The sequence below is a fragment of the Streptomyces sp. NPDC032745 genome (assembly GCF_055579465.1).
The window spans coordinates 415,345-435,657 of record NZ_JBVING010000002.1 but is presented as its reverse complement, the minus strand read 5'-3'; the positions used below and the strand labels follow the sequence as shown (position 1 = coordinate 435,657).

At 74.0% G+C, this 20,313-nt stretch carries 18 protein-coding genes and 1 pseudogene; 13 read left to right on the top strand and 6 right to left on the bottom strand.

All coding sequences use genetic code 11. From position 1 onward, the window contains the following. The first annotated feature begins 18 nt into the window (after positions 1 to 18). Positions 19 to 906 carry an endolytic transglycosylase MltG gene (gene mltG, locus ACZ5WG_RS06305; protein ID WP_468721051.1) on the top strand — a complete coding sequence of 296 codons (888 nt, stop codon included), beginning with the start codon at positions 19 to 21 and terminating at the stop codon, positions 904 to 906. A 62-nt stretch (positions 907 to 968) separates the two neighbouring features. On the opposite strand, the gene ACZ5WG_RS06300 is transcribed toward mltG, so the two are convergent. Beyond that, a complete protein-coding gene (locus ACZ5WG_RS06300; RefSeq protein ID WP_468721457.1) occupies positions 969 to 2,072 on the bottom strand; it encodes an FAD-dependent oxidoreductase in 1,104 nt (367 codons plus the stop codon). Positions 2,073 to 2,123: 51 nt separating this feature from the next. Further along, positions 2,124 to 3,005, bottom strand: a pseudogene (locus ACZ5WG_RS06295) (cytochrome P450). On the opposite strand from ACZ5WG_RS06295, the gene ACZ5WG_RS06290 reads away from it, so the two are divergent. Genes ACZ5WG_RS06290 through ACZ5WG_RS06280 form a run of 3 tightly spaced genes read left to right on the top strand, consistent with a single transcriptional unit; the run spans position 2,952 to position 5,428 of the window. Beyond that, a complete protein-coding gene (locus ACZ5WG_RS06290; protein ID WP_468721050.1) occupies positions 2,952 to 3,641 on the top strand; it encodes a sporulation-delaying protein SdpB family protein in 690 nt (229 codons plus the stop codon). The pseudogene ACZ5WG_RS06295 and the gene ACZ5WG_RS06290 sit on opposite strands and share 54 nt — an antisense overlap. A gap of 40 nt (positions 3,642 to 3,681) precedes the next feature. After that, complete coding sequence (locus ACZ5WG_RS06285) at positions 3,682 to 4,608, top strand: ABC transporter ATP-binding protein (RefSeq protein WP_468721049.1); 927 nt, start codon at positions 3,682 to 3,684, stop codon at positions 4,606 to 4,608. Then, positions 4,595 to 5,428, top strand: coding sequence for a hypothetical protein (locus ACZ5WG_RS06280; RefSeq protein WP_468721048.1), 834 nt, complete (start codon positions 4,595 to 4,597; stop codon positions 5,426 to 5,428). Before ACZ5WG_RS06285 ends, ACZ5WG_RS06280 begins: the two co-directional genes overlap by 14 nt. A gap of 17 nt (positions 5,429 to 5,445) precedes the next feature. Here the strand turns inward: ACZ5WG_RS06280 and ACZ5WG_RS06275 are convergent, their stop codons facing one another. Continuing rightward, a complete protein-coding gene (locus ACZ5WG_RS06275) occupies positions 5,446 to 6,150 on the bottom strand; it encodes an HAD family hydrolase (RefSeq protein WP_468721046.1) in 705 nt (234 codons plus the stop codon). Positions 6,151 to 6,197: 47 nt separating this feature from the next. Beyond that, entirely contained in the window at positions 6,198 to 6,677 is a 480-nt protein-coding gene (locus tag ACZ5WG_RS06270) for an Lrp/AsnC family transcriptional regulator (RefSeq protein ID WP_030296745.1), read from the bottom strand. Positions 6,678 to 6,807: 130 nt separating this feature from the next. Here ACZ5WG_RS06270 and ACZ5WG_RS06265 point away from each other — a divergent pair, with 130 nt between their 5' ends. Genes ACZ5WG_RS06265 through ACZ5WG_RS06255 form a run of 3 tightly spaced genes read left to right on the top strand, consistent with a single transcriptional unit; the run spans position 6,808 to position 10,926 of the window. Continuing rightward, positions 6,808 to 8,493, top strand: a complete 1,686-nt coding sequence (locus ACZ5WG_RS06265; RefSeq protein ID WP_468721045.1) for an SDR family oxidoreductase — start codon at positions 6,808 to 6,810, stop codon at positions 8,491 to 8,493. Further along, positions 8,490 to 9,866: a cryptochrome/photolyase family protein gene (locus ACZ5WG_RS06260; RefSeq protein ID WP_468721044.1), complete on the top strand. Its 1,377-nt coding sequence runs from the start codon at positions 8,490 to 8,492 to the stop codon at positions 9,864 to 9,866. Before ACZ5WG_RS06265 ends, ACZ5WG_RS06260 begins: the two co-directional genes overlap by 4 nt. A gap of 37 nt (positions 9,867 to 9,903) precedes the next feature. Then, positions 9,904 to 10,926 carry a MerR family transcriptional regulator gene (locus ACZ5WG_RS06255; RefSeq protein ID WP_468721043.1) on the top strand — a complete coding sequence of 341 codons (1,023 nt, stop codon included), beginning with the start codon at positions 9,904 to 9,906 and terminating at the stop codon, positions 10,924 to 10,926. Here ACZ5WG_RS06255 and ACZ5WG_RS06250 read toward each other — a convergent pair. Both ACZ5WG_RS06250 and ACZ5WG_RS06245 read right to left on the bottom strand, forming a co-directional pair. Beyond that, complete coding sequence (locus ACZ5WG_RS06250) at positions 10,853 to 11,365, bottom strand: RNA polymerase sigma factor (protein ID WP_468721042.1); 513 nt, start codon at positions 11,363 to 11,365, stop codon at positions 10,853 to 10,855. The two genes, ACZ5WG_RS06255 and ACZ5WG_RS06250, sit on opposite strands and share 74 nt — an antisense overlap. A gap of 206 nt (positions 11,366 to 11,571) precedes the next feature. Beyond that, on the bottom strand, positions 11,572 to 12,330 hold the full coding sequence (locus tag ACZ5WG_RS06245) for a YoaK family protein (RefSeq protein ID WP_468721040.1): 759 nt from the start codon (positions 12,328 to 12,330) through the stop codon (positions 11,572 to 11,574). Positions 12,331 to 12,354: 24 nt separating this feature from the next. Here ACZ5WG_RS06245 and ACZ5WG_RS06240 point away from each other — a divergent pair, with 24 nt between their 5' ends. The 6 genes from ACZ5WG_RS06240 to ACZ5WG_RS06215 all read left to right on the top strand — a co-directional run bounded on the left by ACZ5WG_RS06240 (position 12,355) and on the right by ACZ5WG_RS06215 (position 20,282). Then, a complete protein-coding gene (locus tag ACZ5WG_RS06240) occupies positions 12,355 to 12,948 on the top strand; it encodes a histidine phosphatase family protein (protein WP_468721039.1) in 594 nt (197 codons plus the stop codon). Positions 12,949 to 13,011: 63 nt separating this feature from the next. Further along, positions 13,012 to 15,216: an FUSC family protein gene (locus ACZ5WG_RS06235; protein WP_468721037.1), complete on the top strand. Its 2,205-nt coding sequence runs from the start codon at positions 13,012 to 13,014 to the stop codon at positions 15,214 to 15,216. Between the two features lie 115 nt (positions 15,217 to 15,331). After that, positions 15,332 to 15,988: a class I SAM-dependent methyltransferase gene (locus ACZ5WG_RS06230; protein ID WP_468721036.1), complete on the top strand. Its 657-nt coding sequence runs from the start codon at positions 15,332 to 15,334 to the stop codon at positions 15,986 to 15,988. Positions 15,989 to 16,262: 274 nt separating this feature from the next. Beyond that, positions 16,263 to 17,756, top strand: coding sequence for an FUSC family protein (locus ACZ5WG_RS06225; RefSeq protein WP_468721456.1), 1,494 nt, complete (start codon positions 16,263 to 16,265; stop codon positions 17,754 to 17,756). Positions 17,757 to 18,000: 244 nt separating this feature from the next. Then, positions 18,001 to 19,137, top strand: coding sequence for a nitric oxide synthase oxygenase (locus ACZ5WG_RS06220; RefSeq protein WP_468721035.1), 1,137 nt, complete (start codon positions 18,001 to 18,003; stop codon positions 19,135 to 19,137). Positions 19,138 to 19,196: 59 nt separating this feature from the next. Continuing rightward, positions 19,197 to 20,282 carry a lactonase family protein gene (locus ACZ5WG_RS06215; protein WP_468721034.1) on the top strand — a complete coding sequence of 362 codons (1,086 nt, stop codon included), beginning with the start codon at positions 19,197 to 19,199 and terminating at the stop codon, positions 20,280 to 20,282. Positions 20,283 to 20,313 lie beyond the last annotated feature (31 nt).

The window sequence follows — 20,313 nt, the reverse complement described above, 5'->3', positions numbered from 1 at the left end:
GCGGGTTAGCGTGCCCGCATGCGTCATGAGTACCAGCCGCCACGGCGTCGTTCCCGGCTCACCCGCCGGGGCCGTCTGGCGCTCCTCCTCGGCATGCTGCTCGCCCTCGGTGTGGCCGCCCTCTTCCCGCTGCTGCGGAGCGCGGAGGCCCCCGAGAAGCCCCGCCAGTTGACCATCCCCGAGGGCTGGCGGGCACCCCAGGTGTACGCCGCGATCGACCGCGAGCTGAAGCTCCCGGCAGGTTCCGCCAAGGCGGCGGTCGCCACGGCCGGACTGGCCCTGCCCGCAGAGGCGAAGGGCAATCCGGAGGGCTTCCTGTTCCCGGCGACGTACCCGGTGACCTCGAAGTCCACACCGGCCACCCTGCTCGCCTACATGGTGCAGACGGCCAACCGGAAGCTCGCGACCAAGGCCGTCGCCGACGGTGGCAAGGCGCACGGGATGACCCCGTATCAGACGGCCACCCTCGCCAGCATCATCGAGGCGGAAGCCGAATCCCGCGCCGACCAGGGCAAGGTCGCCCGGGTGGTCCACAACCGGCTGGCACGGTCGATGCCGCTCCAGATGGACTCGACCATCAACTATGCGCTGGGCCGCAACACGGTGGACACCACGCTGAGCGAGACCCGGATCGACAGCCCCTTCAACACCTACGAGCGCCAAGGGCTCCCGCCGACGCCGATCGACAGCCCGGGCCTGGAGGCCATGGCGGCGGCCGTCGCGCCGACACCCGGCGACTGGCTGTTCTTCGTCACCGTGAAGCCGGGGGACACCCGCTTCTCGGCGAGCTACGAGGAACACAAGAAGCACGTCGCGGAGTTCAACCGGATCCGGGCCGGCGCCGGTGCCGGCACGGGGAGCAGTGAGGGCGCCGGGCGGGCCCAAGCGGGCTCCCGCGCCGGCTGAGCGGCCGCGGGGAAGTGGGGCACGCCTCCACGCCGCCCGGCACGGCACCTCCCCGAGGCCGCTCAGACGGAGCCGACGGCGGCCGGTTCGCGGGCGCCTTCCGTGTCATCGGCGCCTCGGGCCAGCAAGTGGCGGATCTCGCGCACCGCCGCGCCGCCGGCGCGGTTGGCGCCGATCGTCGAGGCCGACGGGCCGTAGCCGACCAGGTGGACCCGCTCGTCGCGGACCGCACGGGTGCCTTCGACCCGGATGCCGCCGCCTGGCTCGCGCAGGTGCAGCGGGGCCAGGTGGTCGATGGCGGCCCGGAACCCGGTGGCCCACAGGATCACGTCGGCCTCCACCTGCCGCCCGTCCGCCCAGGCGACACCCGTCGCCGTGATCCGGTCGAACACGGGCCGGCGGTCCAGTACCCCCGAGGCCAGCCCGGCCCGGACGGCCTCGTTCAGCGGGAGTCCGGTCACGCTGACCACGCTCTGCGGGGGCAGCCCCTGGCGCACCCGCTCGTCCACCAGGGCCACCGCGGCCCGGCCCTCGGCCTCGCCGAAGCTCCCGTCGCGGAACACCGGAGGACGCCGGGTCACCCAGGTGGTCTCCGCCGCCACCTCGGCGATCTCCAGCAGGTGCTGCACCGCCGAGGTGCCGCCGCCCACCACGACCACCCTGGCCCCGGCGAACTCCTGCGGACCCGGATAGTTCGCGGTGTGCAGCTGGCGGCCCCGGAAGGTCTCCTGGCCCGGGTAGCGCGGCCAGAACGGCCGGTCCCAGGTCCCCGTCGCGTTGATCAGGGCCCGTGCCGACCAGGTCCCGGCCGAGGACTCCACGCGCAGCCGCCCGTCGGCCCCGTCCCGTACGGCCCTGACGTCCACGGGCCGCCGTACGCGCAGCCCGAACCGGTCCTCGTACGCGCCGAAGTACTCCCCGATCACCGCCGAAGACGGCCGCAGCGGGTCGGCGTCCGTGAGCTCCATGCCGGGGAGGGCGTGCATCCCGTGCACCTTGCCGTACGTCAGCGAGGGCCAGCGGAACTGCCACGCGCCGCCGGGCTTCGGTGCATGGTCGAGCACCACGTGGTCGATCCCGGCCCGCGCCAGGTGGTACGCGCTGGACAGCCCCGCCTGCCCGGCTCCCACGACCACCACGTCGACGTCCGCCGCACCCCGCATCATGTCGTTCACGGTTCTACCAACTCGCGGACCCGCCCGGATCTTCCCGCCCGGTCAGGGGCGCGAACAGTGCGCGGCGGCGGGCCGGAGTGGCGTTCCCGCCCGCCGCAGGGTGGCCGGGACCGGGGTGGTGGATTGCCGGGTGAGGCCCGGGAAGACCGGAACCGGGGCGCGTCCGGTGTCCAGGAGGAAGCGCTGGGCCCGGACCGCCAGCACCAGGGCGAACCGGGCGCCCAGGCAGGCCCGCGGCCCGCCGCCGAAGGGGAACCAGGCGTGTTCCGGGACCGGATGCGGGGCGTCCGCGTCCCAGCACTCCGGACGGAGGGCCTCCGGGTCGGGGAACCACCGCGCGTCCGGGTGCATCGACCACGGGCTGGTCCACACGCCCGTGCCCGCCGGCATCAGCCGCCCGCCGATCACGGCGCCCTCCCCGGCCACCGCCGAGATCAGCCAGACCGGCGGATAGAGCCGCAGCGAATCCCTGACCACCTGCCGGGTCCAGGTCAGCCGCTCCTAGTCCTCGTACGTCGGCAGCCGTCCGCCGAGCACCCGCTCCAGTTCCTCGCCCAGCCGGGCCTGCGCCTCGGGGGCGCCCGACAGCAGCTGCCAGGCCCAGGTCGAGGTGGCCTCGTGACTGCCGATGCAGAGGGTGATCGACTCGTCGCGCAGCTCCCTACAGGACAGCGGACCGCCGTGCTCGTCGCGGGTCGCGAGCAGTCGGCTCAGCAGGTCGTCGCGCTCCGCGCCGCTCGCCGAGGCCTCCTCGTGCTCGCGTATGACGTGCTCGATCTCCCGGTCGAGGACCACCACCGCCGCGCGCATCCGGCGCCGCCCCGGCGTCTGCACCCATGGAGGCAGAAACAGCGTCAGCCCCCAGTTGCAGTGCTTTCGGTTGCGGCCAGCGGGTATCGACCCCGGTGGACGGCGCTTCCGCAACTCTGGGCCGTCTATTCGATCGCTGTGAGCATTTCAGTGCCGGACGGCGGCGAGTCGGTCGCCCTGATCATCTCGCTGCTCATGCTGCCGATATGCCTGGCGGACGACCGCAGGTGGCATTGGAGCAGCCCGGACAAACCGCTTCGGCTGAATGGTCGCGCGATTGCCCTCGCCGCTTTCTGGGCGATTCGCATCCAGCTCGCCTACCTCTACCTCGACACTGCCATCAGCAAGTTCGGTGTGGCCGACTGGGCCAACGGCACAGCGGAGTACTACTTCCTGCGGGACAACATGTTCGGCATTAGTGAGCCACTGGACGGACTGTTCCTGGAACTCTCCAAGATTCCCGTGGTGGTGGTCGGCATGACCTGGGGGGCCCTGGTCGTGGAGCTGATCATCGCTGTGTGCCTGCTCGGGTCCGACCGATGGCGAAAAGTCGCCCTGGTGTTTGACGTCCTGCTCCGTGGGATGATCATTGTGACCATGGGGTTGTGGAGCTTCGCCCTGGTGATGATCGGTTGTGCGGTCGTCGCCGCCATGCCCGCGTCGGTTGCCCCACATACCGAGGAACCGGGCGAGATCCACGGAGAGAAGCCCGGGTTCGCCCGATCGCCGGCCGAACTCGGCACGGTCTGACGGAAGGGTGACTGATCATCTGCGGTGCGAGGCGGGACCCATGGCCACACTGACGGCAGAGGGAGTCTGCGCAGGGTATCGGGGCAGCGTCGTCTTACGGGATATAGACCTCGAATACGGTCCGGGGGTTCACATATTGCTCGGACCCAATGGGTCAGGCAAAACGACGGCCTTCCGGGTCCTCGCCGGGATCCTGCCCCCGATGCAGGGGACCGTCCTGGTCAACGGCAAGAACCCGTACCGTCAGGCGGACGCGAAATCCGCGATCGGGCTTGCCAGTCATCGGTCGGCGCTGGCGCCCCGGCTGAGCGTGATGGACAACCTGCGCTACTGGGTCCGGGTGCTGGGCATGCCATCCGGGCCTTCGGAGGCACGGATCGCCGATGTCCTGACGCTGCTGGGACTTGAGGGACTCGCCGATCAGAGGGTCGGCAGCCTCAGCCGCGGCCAGAACCAGCGAGTCGGCCTGGCCAAAGCATTCCTCGGCCGGCCCCCGATCCTGCTGCTCGACGAGCCGATGTCAGGTCTCGATCCGACGACGGCAGAGCAGCTGTCGGATCATCTGACGGAGCTGGCCGATCACGGCCACACCATCGTCACCTCCACACACGCTCTGACCGAGGCGCACCGGCTGGCCGACGACGTAACGGTCCTGCACGGCGGACGGATAGTCGGGCGCGGCGAGCCGGCGGCGCTTCGGGCAGCCCTGCTGGGCAGTTCCTACCGTCTGCAGATACGGGGCTCGGGGGACCTACCTGCCGCCCTGGAGAGGCTGGGTCATCGCTGGGAGCGGCAGAGGAAGGGTCCGGTCGTCGTCGAGGTGGCCTCCGAGAGGGCTGCCGAAGTCCTGGTGGCGGGGCTCATCGGAGAGGGCATAGGGGTGCACGAGGTGGTGCCCGTGCGCAACCCGCTGGAAGAGGTATACCTCCAGCTCCAGGCGGAAGGGACGGCTCGTGACACGAAGTGACGCGGCACTCTGCCTGGCGCGGTCGCGGACTCTGGCAACGGCGCTGCTGTGGCGGGTGCGAAGGGAACGGTTACGGAGTCTCGCCACTGTCTTCCTCCCCTTCGTCCTGTCACTCGCCTCGGCTGTCGCCCTGCCGCTGGCCTCTGATGACAGCGGCACGAACGGCGCCGACAGCAGCGCCGCGCTCGGCCTCCAGTACGGGGCCACGGGCGATGTGATCGCCGCCGGCCTCCTGCTCACGCTGATTCCCGGCGTGGTGGCCGTACACGGCACTCTCGGTGCCGGGCTGGCCGTACGGAATGCCATCGGCGCCGAAGCCGGAGTCGGCGCACTGGAGGCGATGCTCGCGGCTCCGTATACCCCGGCCAGCATCGCCGGCGGGCTGCTCGGTTACGCCCTCGTCGTCACCACCAGCCAGTGGGCGGTGATGACAGCGCTCGGAGCACTTGCCCTCGCCGTCTCCAACTGGCTCCACCACGACAGCCTTTCGCCGGACGGTGGATATCTGGCACTGGCCCTTGGCCTGCCCCTGCTGGCGGCCTGGGCAGGTGCCGCGCTCGCCCTCATGCTCAGCCTGTCGTTCCCGCGCCTGGCCCAACCGGGGCAGACGGGCCTTGCAGGCAATGGCGGTGCACTAATCAGCATCGTCGCCATGTCACCCGGCTTCGGAGCCCTGCTGGCGCTGGCGCTCGGTCTGACCGAACTCGGACCGGTCCGGCTGCTGATCAGCGCAGGCGGCATCACCGCCCTGATCACGGCTTGCGCGCTGGTCGGTGCCGCGCGCGGATTCCGTCCCGAATCGGTGCTCGGCTCCTCCTGAATCGATCTACTGGGGACCTACTGATGACGAAACTGCTGATCCACATCCAACCGTCCCTGATCGCGCTGCCGTTCCATCGCGCGTTCACCAGACCGCTGGTGGACATCGACGGCGTCGAGCGGGAAGCGGCGTGGGGGACGACAGAAATCCCCGTTGAGGCCGGGACTCACCACTTGGCGGTGTACTTCCGCTACCGCGGTCAGCGATCGGCCCGGTTGGGTGCGGGACACGGGGAGTTCAACGTGAACGGCTCGATGCCCGAACTCCGAGTGACCGCTCGGCTCGGCCCGCGCAACGGGAGCGGCTTCCGCGTGGTCATCGGCTGACGGGCGCGGGCCGTCACCCACCCGGTGGCGGTACGGGTCGGCCGCGCAGGCCGTGCCGGCCGGGTGGGCGGGCTGCGCGCCCGGCGCCGCGTCCTCGAGGACCACGCAGTCGGCGGGATCCGCGCCGAGGCGGCGGGCCGCATCGAGGAACACGTCGGGAGCGGGCTTGCCGTGCGCCACCTCCTCGGCGGAGACCACCGTGGTCAGCAGCGCATCCGGGCCCGTCCCGGCCGGCACGGCGTCGAGCGCCGCGCGCGAGGACCCGGAGGCCACCGCCGTCGGGACACCCTGCGCGGACCGTCGCTCCCCGAACTTCCGCATCTCGGGAAAGACCTCGGTCCCGGTCCGGGCCGGCTCCAGGCAGGCGGCGTTCTGCTCGGCCGGCAGCTGTTCCACCGGCCCCGATCCCGTACCGGACCCCGGGGACCTCCAGCGTCTCCAGGTCAGGGTTTGCGGGCCGCCCGGCCCACGGACTCCACCAGCGGCAGCAGCCGGTGCGCGACCCGCTCGCGCAGCGCCACCTCCGTACGGGTGCGGACCACACCCGGGAGCCGGATCAGCCGCTGGATCACGTCCTCCAGGTGCGCGTTGTCCCGGGCCGCCACCCTGGTCAGCAGATCCCCGCCGCCGGTGATCGAAAAGGCCTCGATGATCTCGGGTACGGCGGCCAGCGCCTCGCCGACCTCGTCCAGATGCCCCTGGGTGACCTCGATGTGCACGAAGGCCAGTACGGGATGCCCGAGCGCCGCGGGGGAGAGCACGGGACCGGTCCCGGTGATCACCCCGGTGCGCTCCAGCCGGTCCAGCCGGGCCTGCAGGGTGCCGCGCGCGACCCCGAGGAGCCGGGCGTACTCGCGGACGCTGGTGCGCGGCTGCTCGATCAGCAGGCGCAGGATCCGGGTGTCGAGCTCGTCCACCGCCATGACAGGACTGTACCAATGGCCCAGTGGAGTGCCCGTCGTCGCAGTGCATCCGCCGGCGCCGCTCCAGGGGAATCCCTTGCGGGGGTGCCGACTGCGGGATTGCGGACACGTACGAGGAGCGGAGACAGCGATGACGAACACCACCGGCCTGCATTGCCTGGTCACCGGGGCCACCGGCTACATCGGCGGCCGTCTGGTGCCCGAGCTCCTCGACGCCGGGCACCGCGTCCGGTGCCTGGCCCGGTCCCCCGGGAAGCTGCGCGACCACCCGTGGGCCGGGCGCGCCGAGGTCGTCCGCGGCGATGCCGCCGACGCCGAGTCCGTCGCGGCGGCCCTGCACGGCATCGACGTCGCCTACTACCTCGTCCACGCCCTCGGCGCCGGATCCGGATTCGAGGAGCGAGACCGCGCCGCCGCCCGCATCTTCGCCGAACAGGCCCGCGCGGCCCGCGTCCGCCGCATCGTCTACCTCGGCGGGCTCACCCCGGCCGGGATCCCGCTCCGCGACCTGTCCCCGCACCTGCGCTCCCGCGCCGAGGTCGGCGAGATCCTCCTCGGTTCCGGGGTGCCGGCCACTGTCCTGCGCGCCGCCGTCATCATCGGCTCCGGCTCGGCCTCGTTCGAAATGCTGCGCTACCTGACCGAACGGCTGCCGGTCATGGTCACCCCCAGCTGGGTCGGCACCCGCGTCCAGCCCATCGCCGTCCGCGACGTCCTGCGCTACCTCGTCGGAAGCGCCGACATGCCGCCCGAGGTCAACCGCGCCTTCGACATCGGCGGGCCCGACGTGCTCACGTACGAGGAGATGATGCGCCGCTACGCCGCCGTCGCCGCCCTGCCCCACCGGCTCATCCTGCGCGTCCCGATGCTGACCCCGCGGCTGTCCAGCCACTGGATCGGCCTGGTCACCCCTGTCCCGCGGGCCCTGGCCCGGCCGCTCGCCGAATCCCTGCGCCACGAGGTCGTCTGCGCGGAACACGACATCGCGCGGTACGTCCCCGACCCGCCCGGCGCCCCGATCGGCTTCGACCAGGCCGTGTCCCTGGCCCTGCAGCGGGTGCGCGAGGCGAACGTGACCACCCGCTGGTCCTCCGCCTCCCTGCCCGGCGCGCCCAGCGACCCGCTGCCCACCGACCCCGACTGGGCGGGCGGCAGCCTCTACACCGACCGGCGGGAACGCACGGTCGACGCCTCACCCGCGGCGCTGTGGCAGGTGGTGGAGGGTATCGGCGGGGAGAACGGCTGGTACTCGTTCCCGCTGGCCTGGGCGGTACGGGGCTGGCTGGACCGGCTCGTCGGCGGGGTCGGCATCCGGCGCGGCCGGCGCGACGCAGCCCGGCTGCGGGTAGGGGACTCCCTGGACTTCTGGCGGGTGGAGGAGATCGAACCGGGCCGGCTGCTGCGGCTGCGCGCCGAAATGCGGCTGCCGGGGCTGGCCTGGCTGGAGATGCACGCGGACCCGGCCCCGCCGCCGGATCCGGACCAGGGCGGCGCCGTCCGGGGCGCCCGCTACCGGCAGCGGGCCCTTTTCCATCCGCGCGGGCTGCTCGGCCACCTCTACTGGTGGAGCGTGTCGCCCTTCCACGCCGTCGTCTTCGGCGGCATGGCCCGCAACATCGCCCGCGCCGCGCGCCGCCTGGACGACGAGGCAGCCGCGACCCGGGACTCCGCATCCACCGACTCCGCATCCCGGGACACCGCATCCACCGACACCGCATCCCGGGACACCGCATCCGCATCCGACCGGCCCGTGCGCGCCGAAGTACCGGACGACAGCCGTCCCCCCGGCCCCGACGCGGAGCGAGAGAACCCATGAACGTCGCGGTGGTCCTGTACACCTCCGACCTGCGCCTGCACGACCATCCGCCGCTGCGCGCGGCCCTCTCCTCCTGCGACCGGGTGGTGCCGCTCTTCGTCCGCGACCGGGCCGTCGAGGCGGCCGGCTTCGCCGCTCCCAACCGGCTCGCCTTCCTCGCCGACTGCCTGGCCGACCTGGACGCCGGGCTGCGCGAGCGCGGCGGCCGCCTGGTGCTGCGTTCCGGCGACGCCGTCGCCGAGGTCTGCGCCCTCGTCCACGAGTGCGACGCCGACGAGGTCCACATGGCGGCCGGGGTCAGCGGCTACGCCCACGCCCGCGAGGAACGGCTCCGCGCCGCCCTCGAAGCCGAGGGCGTTCGGCTCTACGTGCACGAGGCGGTCATCACGGCCGCCGCCCCCGGGGCCGTGCTCCCCGCCGGCTCCGACCACTTCGCCGTCTTCACCCCGTACTTCCGCCGCTGGACCGAACTGCCGCCCCGCGCCGTCGCCCCCGCCCCGCGCTCCGTCCGCGTGCCCGACGGCATCGGCTCCGACCCGCTGCCCCGGCGCGCGGCCGTCACCGGCGTCTCCCCGGGCCTCGCCCGCGGCGGCGAGCGCACGGCCCGCGACCTTCTCAGGCGCTGGCTGCGCGCCGGCCTCTCCCGCTACGAGGACGCCCACGACGACCTGGCCGGAGACGCCACCTCCCGGCTCTCCCCGCACCTCCACTTCGGCACTCTCTCGCCCGCCGAGGCCGTCCACCGTGCCCGCGCCGCCGCCGTCGGCCCCGGCGCCGAGGCCTTCGTCCGGCAGATCTGCTGGCGCGACTTCCACCACCAGGTGCTCGCCGCCCGCCCCGAGACCGCCGTACGGGACTACCGCGACCGCCGGGACCACTGGCGCACCGGGGCCGCCGCCGAGGAGGAGACCGAGGCCTGGAAGGACGGCCGCACCGGCTACCCGGTGGTCGACGCGGCCATGCGCCAGCTGCGCCACGAGGGCTGGATGCACAACCGGGGCCGGCTGCTCACCGCCAGCTTCCTCACCAAGACCCTGTACGTGGACTGGCGGATCGGGGCCCGGTACTTCCTGGACCTCCTCGTGGACGGGGACCTCGCCAACAACCAGCTCAACTGGCAGTGGGTGGCCGGGACGGGCACCGACACCCGCCCCAACCGGGTCCTCAACCCGGTCCGCCAGGGCCTGCGTTACGACCCGGCGGGCCGCTACGTGCACCGCTGGGTGCCGGAGCTCGCCGGGCTGGACGCCCCGCAGGTGCACGAACCCTGGCGGCTGCCCGCGCCCGAGCGGGCCCGCTACGCCTACCCGGACCGGATCGTGGAACTCGCCGACGGGCTCGACCGGTTCCGGCGCGGACGCGGAACCGCATGAGCGCCCGGCCCCGGCCCCGGAGCCCTATCGTGAGCGGGTGGACCGCGTGCCCCAGACACCACCGCAGCCCCAGCCCCGGCCCGCCGCCGCGCTGAGCACCGGCGCGGTCGCCCGCCGCCTCGGGGTCTCGCCGACCACGCTGCGCTCCTGGGAGCGCCGGTACGCGATCGGCCCGGCCCGTCGCGAGGCAGGCCGGCACCGCCGCTGGACCCCGCAGGACATCGCCCGGATGGAGCTGATGTGCCGGCTCACCGCCGACGGGGTACCGCCGGCCGAAGCGGCCAGGGCAGCCCTCGCGGTTGCCCTCGGCGAGCGCGGTGCCGAGGCGGCGGCACCGGCGCCGACCCCCGGCGGGACGGGCGCGCTCCCGCTCGGGGCGGTCCGCCCGGAGTGCCGGGGGCTCTCGCGGGCCGCCGTACGCCTGGACGCGCCGACCGTGGCGGAGCTGCTGGAGGCGGCCCTGGCCGAGCACGGCCTGGTCACCGCCTGGGAGGAGGTCATCGCGCCGACCCTGCACGCCGTCGGGCGCAAATGGGCCACCGCCGGGGAGCGTTACGTGGAGGTCGAACACCTGCTGTCCTGGCAGGTCTCCTCGGCGCTGCACCGGATCCGGCCCGCGCCCGAGCCGCCCGGGACCCCGCCCGTACTCCTCGCCTGCGTCCCCGGCGAGCAGCACAGCCTGCCCATCGAGGCCCTGACCGCGGTCCTCGGCCAACGGGGCCTGCCCGCCCGGATGTTCGGGGCCGCCCTGCCCGCCGAGGCCCTGCGCGACGCCGTGCGGCGCACCGGCCCGCGGGCCGTCGTCCTGTGGGCGCAGTCCCGTACGACCGCCGACCCGGCCCTGGCCCGGTCGGTGGCCGGCATCGAGTGGGGCCTGCGGGGTGCCCGCACCCGCCCGGCGCTGCTGCTCGCCGGACCCGGCTGGAGCCCGGACGCGCACGCCCCGCGCACCGAGCGGCTGTACGGGCTGCGCTCGGGCCTCGCGGTCATCGAGTCGCTCGCGCCGGCGCGGGCAGTGACCGGCGCAGCCGGCACAGAGCCCTTCGCATATGGCTCTTGACGGTGCCCAGCGGCAGCCCGGTGAGGTCCGCGATCTGCGTCTGCGTCAGGTCCGCGTAGAACGCGAGGCGCAGCACCCGCTGCTGCTCGAACGGCAGCCTGGCCAGTTCGCCGAGGACCAGTACCCGGTCCAGGACCTGCTCAGACTCCTGCCGCGGCAGGCCGCCGGGACGGCAGGCCGCACCGGGGGCGGCGCGGGCGGCGGCCGCGGCCGCCCGGGCCCGCCGGGTCCGCGCCTCCAGGGCGTCGGCCACCTTGTGCCGGGTGATGCCGGTGATCCAGGCCCCGAACCCGCCGGGCCCGGGCCGGTAGCGGCGCCGGCCGTGCCAGGCGGCGAGGAACACCTGCTGCGTGACGTCCTCGGCCTCCCGCTCGTCGCCGAGGCACCGGTGGGCGAGCGAGTGGACCAACGGCCGCCAGCGCCGGTAGACCGCCTCCATGCAGCGCTCGTCGCCGGCTGCGAAACCCGCAGCGAAACCCGCCGCGAAACCCGCTGCAGAATCCGCCGCGGAACCGGCCGCGCGATCCGCCGCCCGATCCGCCGTCCAAACCGCCGTTCCGTCCATGGCCCGAGCCTCGCCACCACGCACCGGGCGAGCCACTCGCAGCGTTTGCGCATCGATTAGGGGCTCCGGCGGCCGGTGGCTCAGAGCGTGTGCAGCCGAGGCTGGGGCAGATACGTCAGAGCCACCGCCAGCACCATCGCGGCCGGCGGCACCAGCAGCCAGTCGACCTGCCAGCCGGCCCGCACCAGCAGTGCCCCCGCCAGCCCTCCGGCGAACATCGCGAGGACGGCCACGGCCCGTCGCTCCCAGGCCGCCGTCCCGTACCCGAGCGTGCTGTCCCGCCCCAGCGCCGATCCGCCGAGGAAGGAGGTCATGGAGCGGGTGACCAGCGTGGTCGGCAGCCCGGGCATGTTCACCCGCATGCTCGTGACATTGCGCATCCCCATCGACACGGCCAGGACCGCCGCCACCGCCATGTACCGCCCGGTCGGCTTCCCGTAGTGCGGCGGCAGGCCCCAGCCGGCGCCCGCCGCGACCAGGATCAGCCCCGCCTCGATCACCAGGCCGATCACGAACCAGCGCCGCCCGAGGGCCTCCGAGGCCGCTTCCAGCCGGGCCCCGCACACCGCCCCGACGGCGAAGGCGGCCAGTGAGACCGTGGGCGCCAGGGCGGGCAGGTTCCCCTCCCGGGCGGTCCCGAACGCCAGGAACAGCACGTTACCGGTCTGCATCGCCGTGAACACCGGGCCGAGCGCGAGCAGGCTGACGGCCTCGATCATTCCGGTGACGACCGTCAGCGCGACCAACAGCACGGGCAACCGCGGCGGCTGCAACGGGAGCGCGCTCACGTCCATGACGCCCGACAGTGACATGCCGCCCTGATCCCCCGGCGCCGACATGCCGGAGGGCTTAAGGTCCGAAGAATGAGCGACCTGCTGCTGGTGAGGCACGGCGAGACGGAATGGAGCGCCACGGGGCGGCACACCGGGCGGACCGACGTGCCGCTGACCGCCGTCGGCGTCGAGGAGGCCATCTCGCTGGCCCCCTACTTCCGCGACCGGCACTTCGCCCTGGTACTGACCAGCCCGCTGCGCCGAGCCGTCGCCACGGCCGAACTCGCCGGACTCACCGGCGGTGTCACCGACCCCGACCTGTGCGAATGGGACTACGGCGGGTACGAGGGCATCACCACGGCCGAGATCCAGCGGACCCGGCCGCACTGGTCCCTGTGGACCGACGGCGTCCCGCCCGGCGATCCGGAGCACCCCGGCGAGAGTGCGGCCCAGGTCGGCGCCCGCGCGGACCGCGCCCTGGCGCGGGCGGCCCGGGTCCTCGCCGAGGGCGGCGGCGATGCCGTCCTCGTCGCCCACGGCCACTTCCTGCGCGTCCTCACCGCCCGCTACCTGGGCCTGCCCCCGCAGGACGGACGGCTCTTCCTGCTGCGCACCGGCACGGTCAGCGTCCTGTCCACCGAACACGGCCTCCCGGTGATCGCGGGCTGGAACACCCACCCCTGAGGTCCGGGGCCCCGCGGAGGTCCACGCCGAGAGCCCCGCCGCATCCCATGGGATTCTGAAACCGTGCGAGTCCTCGCGGAACTCCGTACGGGCACCGGCGCCCTGCCGGCGGCCGCACGCCGGGCCGTCCGGACCACGCTCGCCGCCTGCACCGGCTTCTACCTGTTCCTCTACGGACTCGGCCAGCCCGTCAGCGCCACCTACGCCCTGTTCGGCGCCGTCTCCCTGGCCGGCCTCTCCCGGATCCCGGGTACCGGACGGCAGCGCGCCGCGATGATGGTCAGGCTGCTGCCGGTGGCCTGCGCCCTGGTGACCCTGGGCACCTTCCTCGCCGTGCGGACCTGGAGCGCCGTCCTCGGCATGGCCGTCATCGGCTTCTGCGTGGCCTTCTCGGCGGCGGCCGGACCCCGGCCGGCGGGCGCCGCGGCCGGGCTGCAACTGCTGTACATCCTGCCGAGCTTCCCGCCGTACGCCCCGCACACCCTCGACGAGCGGCTCGGCGGCACCCTCACCGGCCTCCTGCTGCTGATCCTGGCCGAGGCGTGGGTGCTGCCCGACCCGCGGGTGCCGACGTACGCCGAGCGGGCCGCGGGCTCCGCGGCCGAGGCGGCCCGCTGCGCCGCCGCCCTGGAGCGGCCGCCCTACGTCCTGACCGATTCCGCATCCGACCGGGCCCTGGCGGCCGCCGAGGCACTGCGGTTCTCCCGGGTCCCGGAGGCGGAACGCCCCGCCGGGCCGGGCCTGCGCGAACGGGCACTGACCCACACCGGGCTGACCGCACGCACCCTGCTCTCCCGGCTCCGCAACCTGCCCGCACCGCCGCCCGGCCGGGAGCCGAGACAGGCCGGACTCGACCTGCTGGGCGCGGTCCGCGCATCGGCGACCGGAAGCTCCACACTGCTGCGCGACGGACGGCGGCCCGTCGCGGACTCGACGGAACTGCTCCGCCTGCGCGCCCGGAACTCGCGGACCCCGGCCGAGCTGCCCGAGTCCCGCCGCCGGCAGGCCGCGCTGCTGGAGGTCGCGGACGCCGCGGTGGCGCTGCGTACGGCAGCGGAGATCGCCGTGGAGGGGCGCGGCGCGCACCCGGAGGGGGACGCCGCGGACCGGTTCTGGTACGTCCGGCAGCACACCGTGCGGCTGTGGTGGCACCGGATATCCGCACACGCCGGGCCGCGGTCCGTGCACTTCCAGAACGCCGTACGGATCGCGCTGGCCCTCGCGGTGGCCCGTACCGTGGCCGGACTCGACTCCCTCCCGCACGGCTTCTGGGCGATGCTCGCGGTCCTCAGCCTCACCCGGACCACCGCCGTGCAGACCCGCGGAACCGTGCGCACCGCGCTGATCGGCACCTCCTTGGGCGCGCTCGCCGCCGGTACGGTGCTCGCCCTGACCGGTGGGCAGACCCTGGTGTACGCGATCGTGCTCCCGCCGCTGATGCTGTTCACGTTCACCATCGGGCCCGTGCGGGGCGTGGGCTGGGCGCAGGCCCTGTTCACGCTGGTCGTCGCCGTGGTCTTCGCCCAGCTGTCCGCGGTCACCTGGCAGCTGGCCGAGGTCCGCTTCCTCGACGTGACCATCGGCAGCGCGATCGGGATCGTGTGCGGGATCCTGGCCTGGCCGCGCGGGGCCCACGACGAACTGGGCCGGGCGGTGGCCGGGATGCTGCGCGCGTGCGCCGACGACGTCGAGTCGACCACCGCCGTCGTCACGGCGCCCCGCGGGCTCGAGCCGTCCCCGGGGGACGCGGAGCACCGGGTCCGGGTCACGCTCGTCATGGCCGAGTCGGCGTACGCCCAGTACCAGAGCGAGACGCAGCGCCCGGCCGGCCCGGGCCGGGACTGGCAGGCCACGGTGATGACCGGGCACCACGTGCTCTGGGGCGCAGGGCGGGTGCTGGGCAGCGCGGACGGGACGCCGCTCGCGCGCAGCGAGGCGGCGCAGCTGGGGGACTACGCGACCCGTGTGGCGGCCGGACTGCGCCGGGCGGCGGTGGTGGCCGACGTCCCGCACAAGACCCGTGACAAGACCCGTGACGGGACCGGCGACGGGACCGGCGACAGGACCCGTTCGGGCGGGACCGGCACGCCGGGCGGTCCCGGGGCCGCCGGGCCGGGTGTGCCGGTCCCGCCCGGGTCCGCCGAGGCGGCGCCGCCAGACGCGGGGCCCGTCTACTTCGCCACGACGGCCTGGCTCGACTCGCTGACGGCGGACCTCGGGACCATCGAGTCGGGCCGCGCCGCGGCGGCACTCCACCGCCCGCAGTGACCCCCGTTCGTGCCGTTTCCCGGCCGTGCGCCCGGGCAGGAACCCCACGGCGTCCGGGACCGAGCGGGCGGCGGGAAGCACGAACCGAGGACGAGGACGAGGGTGAGGGGCGCCGATGAGTGCCGGAAAGTCCGCGGCGGAGGTGTTCGACGAGGTCGGCGCACGGTACGAGGAGGTGTTCGGGCGGGTTCCCGGGCAGCTCGCCGCACTGGACTGGCTCAAAGGCCGGCTCGCCCCCGGCGCCCGAGTGCTGGACGTCGGCAGCGGTACGGGCCGCCCGACCGCCGAGGCGCTCGTGCGGGCGGGCTGCGCGGTGACCGGCATCGACGTCTCGGCGCACATGGTCGGCCTCGCGCGCTCCCGGGTGCCGCAGGCCCGGTTCGAGCAGGCCGACGTCCGGACGTACGCTGCCGCGGCCGGCGCCTTCGACGCGGTCTGCTCCTTCTTCCCGCTGCTGGTGATGTCCCAGCAGGAGGTGGCGGCGGCGCTGGAGCGGATGGCTTCGTGGGTGGCACCCGGCGGGTACTTCGTGATGGCCACCGTGCCGGGCGACATCAGCGGTCTCGACATCGTGTGGATGGGGCACGAGGTCACCGTCAGCAGCCTGTCCACGGCCGAGCACCTGCGGCTGCTGGGCGCGGCCGGGCTGGAGGTGCTGGAGCACCACACCGCGCTGTTCCGGCCCGAGGCCGGGCACGCAGGGGCCGCCGGAGCCGCCGAGGCGGTCGAGCCCGAGGAGCACCTCTTCTGCTACGCCCGTCGCCCCGACTGAGCGACTGCTGGTCCGTTGGCCGGGGGTGGCCGAACCGCAGGCCTCGGCACTGGGCCAATGGCCCAGTGATCGGGTGCCGTGTTGAGCCAGTGGGCCTTCGGATGCTTATCTGTGCTGTATCCATGTACTTACGGCGCCGCGCAGCGCCGGGCGGCAACGAGGCCGGTCCGGAGCGCGGTGCCTTCGTCGTGCCCGCCTACCGCCCACCACCCCCGGGCGGCCGCCGGGCCGGCGCGCACCATCTCGAGGGGGGCGGCACACCGCCGTGAAGAGAATGTTCGTGGCTCCGGATCCGGGGCGCCTGAGACTGAGGAACTCGCTGCGGGCCGTGCTCGGCGTCGGGCTCGCCGTCGCCGTGGCCGAGCTGTGCGGCCTCTCCCTCACCGCCTCCATCACCGGGGGGCTCGCGGCCCTGCTCACCCTGTTCACCGTGCTCGACCCGACCGTGTCGGCCCAGCGCGTGACCAGCGCCCTGCTCCCCGTCGCCGGTTTCCCCGTCCTCGCGCTGGCCACCACCCTGCACGGGGTGCCGCTCGCCCGGGACGCCGCCTTCCTCGCCGTCGTGTTCGCCGGGGTCTACGCCCGCCGCTGGGGGCCGCGCGGGCACGCCCTCGGGATCTTCGGCTTCATGATGTTCTTCGTGACCCAGTTCCTGCACGCCGTCCCCGGCCAGCTTCCCGAGCTGTACGCCGCCGTCGGACTGGCGCTGCTCTCCGCCGGCGCGGTGCGGTTCCTGGTGTGGCCCATCGAGCGGCGCACCCCGCCGCCCGCCGCCCCGCCCGGCCTGCCCGGCACCGGCCTGGCACGGCCGACCACGCGGCAGGCCTTCCAGGCCACCGCGGCCTGCGCCTTCGCGCTCGGCATCGGCCAGGCGCTCTCCGACGACCGTTGGTACTGGGCCGTCGGCACCGCCTGGTGGATCTTCGTCAACACCGCCTCCCGCGGCGAGACCCTGGTCCGCGGGTTCCGCCGGGTCCTCGGCACGGTCGTCGGCATCGCCGCCGGGCTGCTGATCGCCGTACCGCTGCACGGCGCGCCCGCGGCCACCGCCGCACTGGTCGCCGTGTGCGTCTTCGGGATCTTCTACACCGCGGCCCCCTCGTACTCCTGGATGATGTTCTTCGTCACCGTCATGGCCGGACTGCTCTACGGGCTCCTCGGCGTCCTGCACCCCGGACTGCTGGTCCTGCGCTTCCAGGAGACCGCGATCGGCGCGCTGGGTGCCGCCCTCGCCGTGGTGCTCGTCCTCCCGGTGACCACCCACGCCGCCAACGACGCCTGGATCCAGCGCGCCCTGCACTGCGTACGGGCCTCCACCGCGGCCTCGCTCGACCGCCTGGCCGGGGACCCCGACGCCGATCCCGCCCCGCACGCGGCCGAACTCGAACTGCTGCTGGGCCGCGTACGGATGGCCCTCGCGCCCCTCGTCCACCCGCTGAGCCCGCTGCGCGCCCGCAAGGCGCGGGCCCGGCAGGTCCTCCGACTGCTCGACGACTGCGCCCGGGAGGTGCGCGGGCTGGTGGCCGTCGCCGCCGATCCGCAGGCCTCGCACGACGCCCGGCTGGCCGCGGCCTGCTGGCGGGTGGAGGCGGCAGTGGAGGCGCTGACCACCCCGCGGACCACGGCGGAACCCGCCGTTCCCAGCAACCCCAGGCCCGCCGCCGCGGAACCGGCCCTCGCGCACCTGCACGGCCTGGAGCACGCCCTCGTGGCCCTCCACGCCCCGCTGCGCACCGACCCGCGCTCGCCCCTCGTGATCAGCGCCTGATCCCGTCCCGAGGACGGCCCCGCCCTGTGCATGATTCCCGAGGTCAGAGACCTGATGACGGCGGATCCTACGCCCTGTCAGCTCCGCCCCGCAGGGCAATGGCCCGAAGATCACTCGGTGGAGTGTTCCGGACGCGCGTGCCGTATCCCGCTGACCTGCGGCATGTACAACGGGTGATTGTTGATTGCACATTCATCCGGCACGTACAGGGTGGATCTGGTCGGACAGGGGGTAACCGCCCGGGATGGAAATACTTCAACAGCGCTCGACCACAGCCCAAGTGTGGGAAGCAGCCGAGGAGTTCGTCCGACTCTTCCACCGGGAGAATCCGGAGGCCGGTGATCCACGGGCCCGGCTCGCAGCCGTGCGGGCCGAGCTCGCGGAGACCGGAAGCTACCGGCACACCCCGCAGGAGCTCGTCCACGGGGCGCGTGTCGCCTGGCGCAACAGTAACCGCTGCATAGGCAGGCTGTACTGGAACTCGCTGCGGGTGCGCGACCGCCGCGGGCTCACCGCCGCCGACGACATCGCCGCCGAGTGCTTCGAGCACCTGCGCGACGCGACCAACGGGGGCCGGGTCAGACCCACCATCACCGTCTTCGCACCGGACGCCCCGGACCGCCCCGGCCCGCTGATCTGGAGCGAGCAGCTCGTCCGGTACGCAGGCTACGGCGACCACCACTCCGTGACCGTGGGCGATGCCCGCAACGCGCCGCTCACCAGTGCGCTGCTCGCCCTCGGCTGGGCCGGGGGCGCAGGGACGCCCTTCGACCTGCTGCCGCTGGTGGTCCAGGGCGTCGACGACAAGCCCCGCTGGTTCGACACCCCCGCCGACGCCGTGCTGGAGGTCCCGATCGAGCACCCCGACGACGCGGGCTGGGCCGCCTGGGGGCTGCGCTGGCACGCCGTACCCGCCATCTCCAACATGTGCCTGGAGATCGGCGGCATCCACTACCCGGCCGCGCCCTTCAACGGCTGGTACATGGGAACCGAGATCGGCGCCCGCAACCTCGCGGACACCGACCGGTACAACCTCCTCCCCGCCGTCGCCCGCCGCCTGGGCCTGGACACCTCCAGCGACCGCTCGCTCTGGAAGGACCGCGCGCTCGTCGAGCTCAACCGGGCCGTGCTGCACTCCTTCGACCGGGCCGGGGTCACCATCGCGGACCACCACACCGAGTCGCGGCGCTTCCTCAGCCACATGGAGCGGGAGGAGCGCAAGGGGCGCGAGGTGGGCGCCGACTGGTCCTGGATCGTGCCGCCGATCTCGGGCTCCGCGACCCCGGTCTTCCACCGCACGTACGAGGACCGGCCGAGCTCGACGGCGTACGTGCACCACCCCGGAGCACAGGAACGCGCCCAAGGGCGGGATCTGGTCTAGACCTTCTGTTACCGTCGGCTCCGCACGGATCGATCCGGAACGGTGGAGAGGGGCATCCCGTGGGCGACGCGGACGGTACGGATGGCGCGTACGAAAGCGCCCGGCGCGGCGGACACCGGGTCCACATCGGCTCGTTCACCTCGGGAGGCGGCCGCGGCATCACCACCGCGGCCGCGGACCCGGCGACCGGTGCGCTGACCCTGCTCTCCGTCGCCGATGCGGTCGCGGACCCCTCGTACCTCGCCGTCGACCCGGCCACCGGCGTGCTCTACGCCGTGAGCGAGACCGAGCAGGGTGCCGCCGCCGCCTTCCGGCCCACTCCCGAGGGCCTCACCGCCCTCGGCCCCGCCGTCCGGGTCGGCGGCTCCGGGCCGACCCACCTCAGCGTGGCCGGGCGCCGGCTGCTGACCGCCAACTACACCTCCGGCAGCGTCAGCAGCCTCCCGCTCGCCGCGGACGGCGCACTGTCCGGGCCCGCCTCGGTCCTCGCCCACCGGGGATCCGGCCCCGACACGAGCCGCCAGGAGCGGCCGCACGCCCACCAGGTGCTGTCCGATCCGAGCGGCCGCTGGGTGCTGAGCGTGGACCTCGGCACCGATTCCGTCCGGGTCTGCGCACCGGACCCGGCCACCGGGGTGCTGCGCATGCACGGCGAGACCGCGCTGCGCGCCGGGACGGGCCCGCGCCACCTCGCCTTCCACCCGGACGGCGCGGTGGTCTACGTCCTGCACGAGCTGGAGCCGCAGCTGACCGTCTGCCGCTGGAATCCGGGCTCCGGGCAACTGGAACCGGTCGAGGAGGTTCCGGTCGCCTCTGTGGGCGCTCCAGGGGGCGTACGGGCCTATCCCTCGGCCGTGGTGGCCTCGCCCGACGGCCGGTTCGTATGGGCCGCCGTCCGCGGCGCGGACACCATCGCCACCCTCTCGCTCGCCGGCGGGGCCGGGAAACCGCGGCTCACGGGCAGCGTGGACTGCGGCGGCAGCTGGCCGCGAGACCTCGCCGCCGATCCCTCGGGGCGCCGGCTGTACGCGGCCAACGAGCGCTCCGGGGACGTCACCTGGTTCGACGTCGACCCGCTGTCCGGGCAGCCGCGCCGGGCGGGCTCGGTGGCGGTGCCTGCCGCCACCTGCGTGGTCTTCGGCTGACGGGGCCACCCGTGTGCGCACGGCCGAGGGC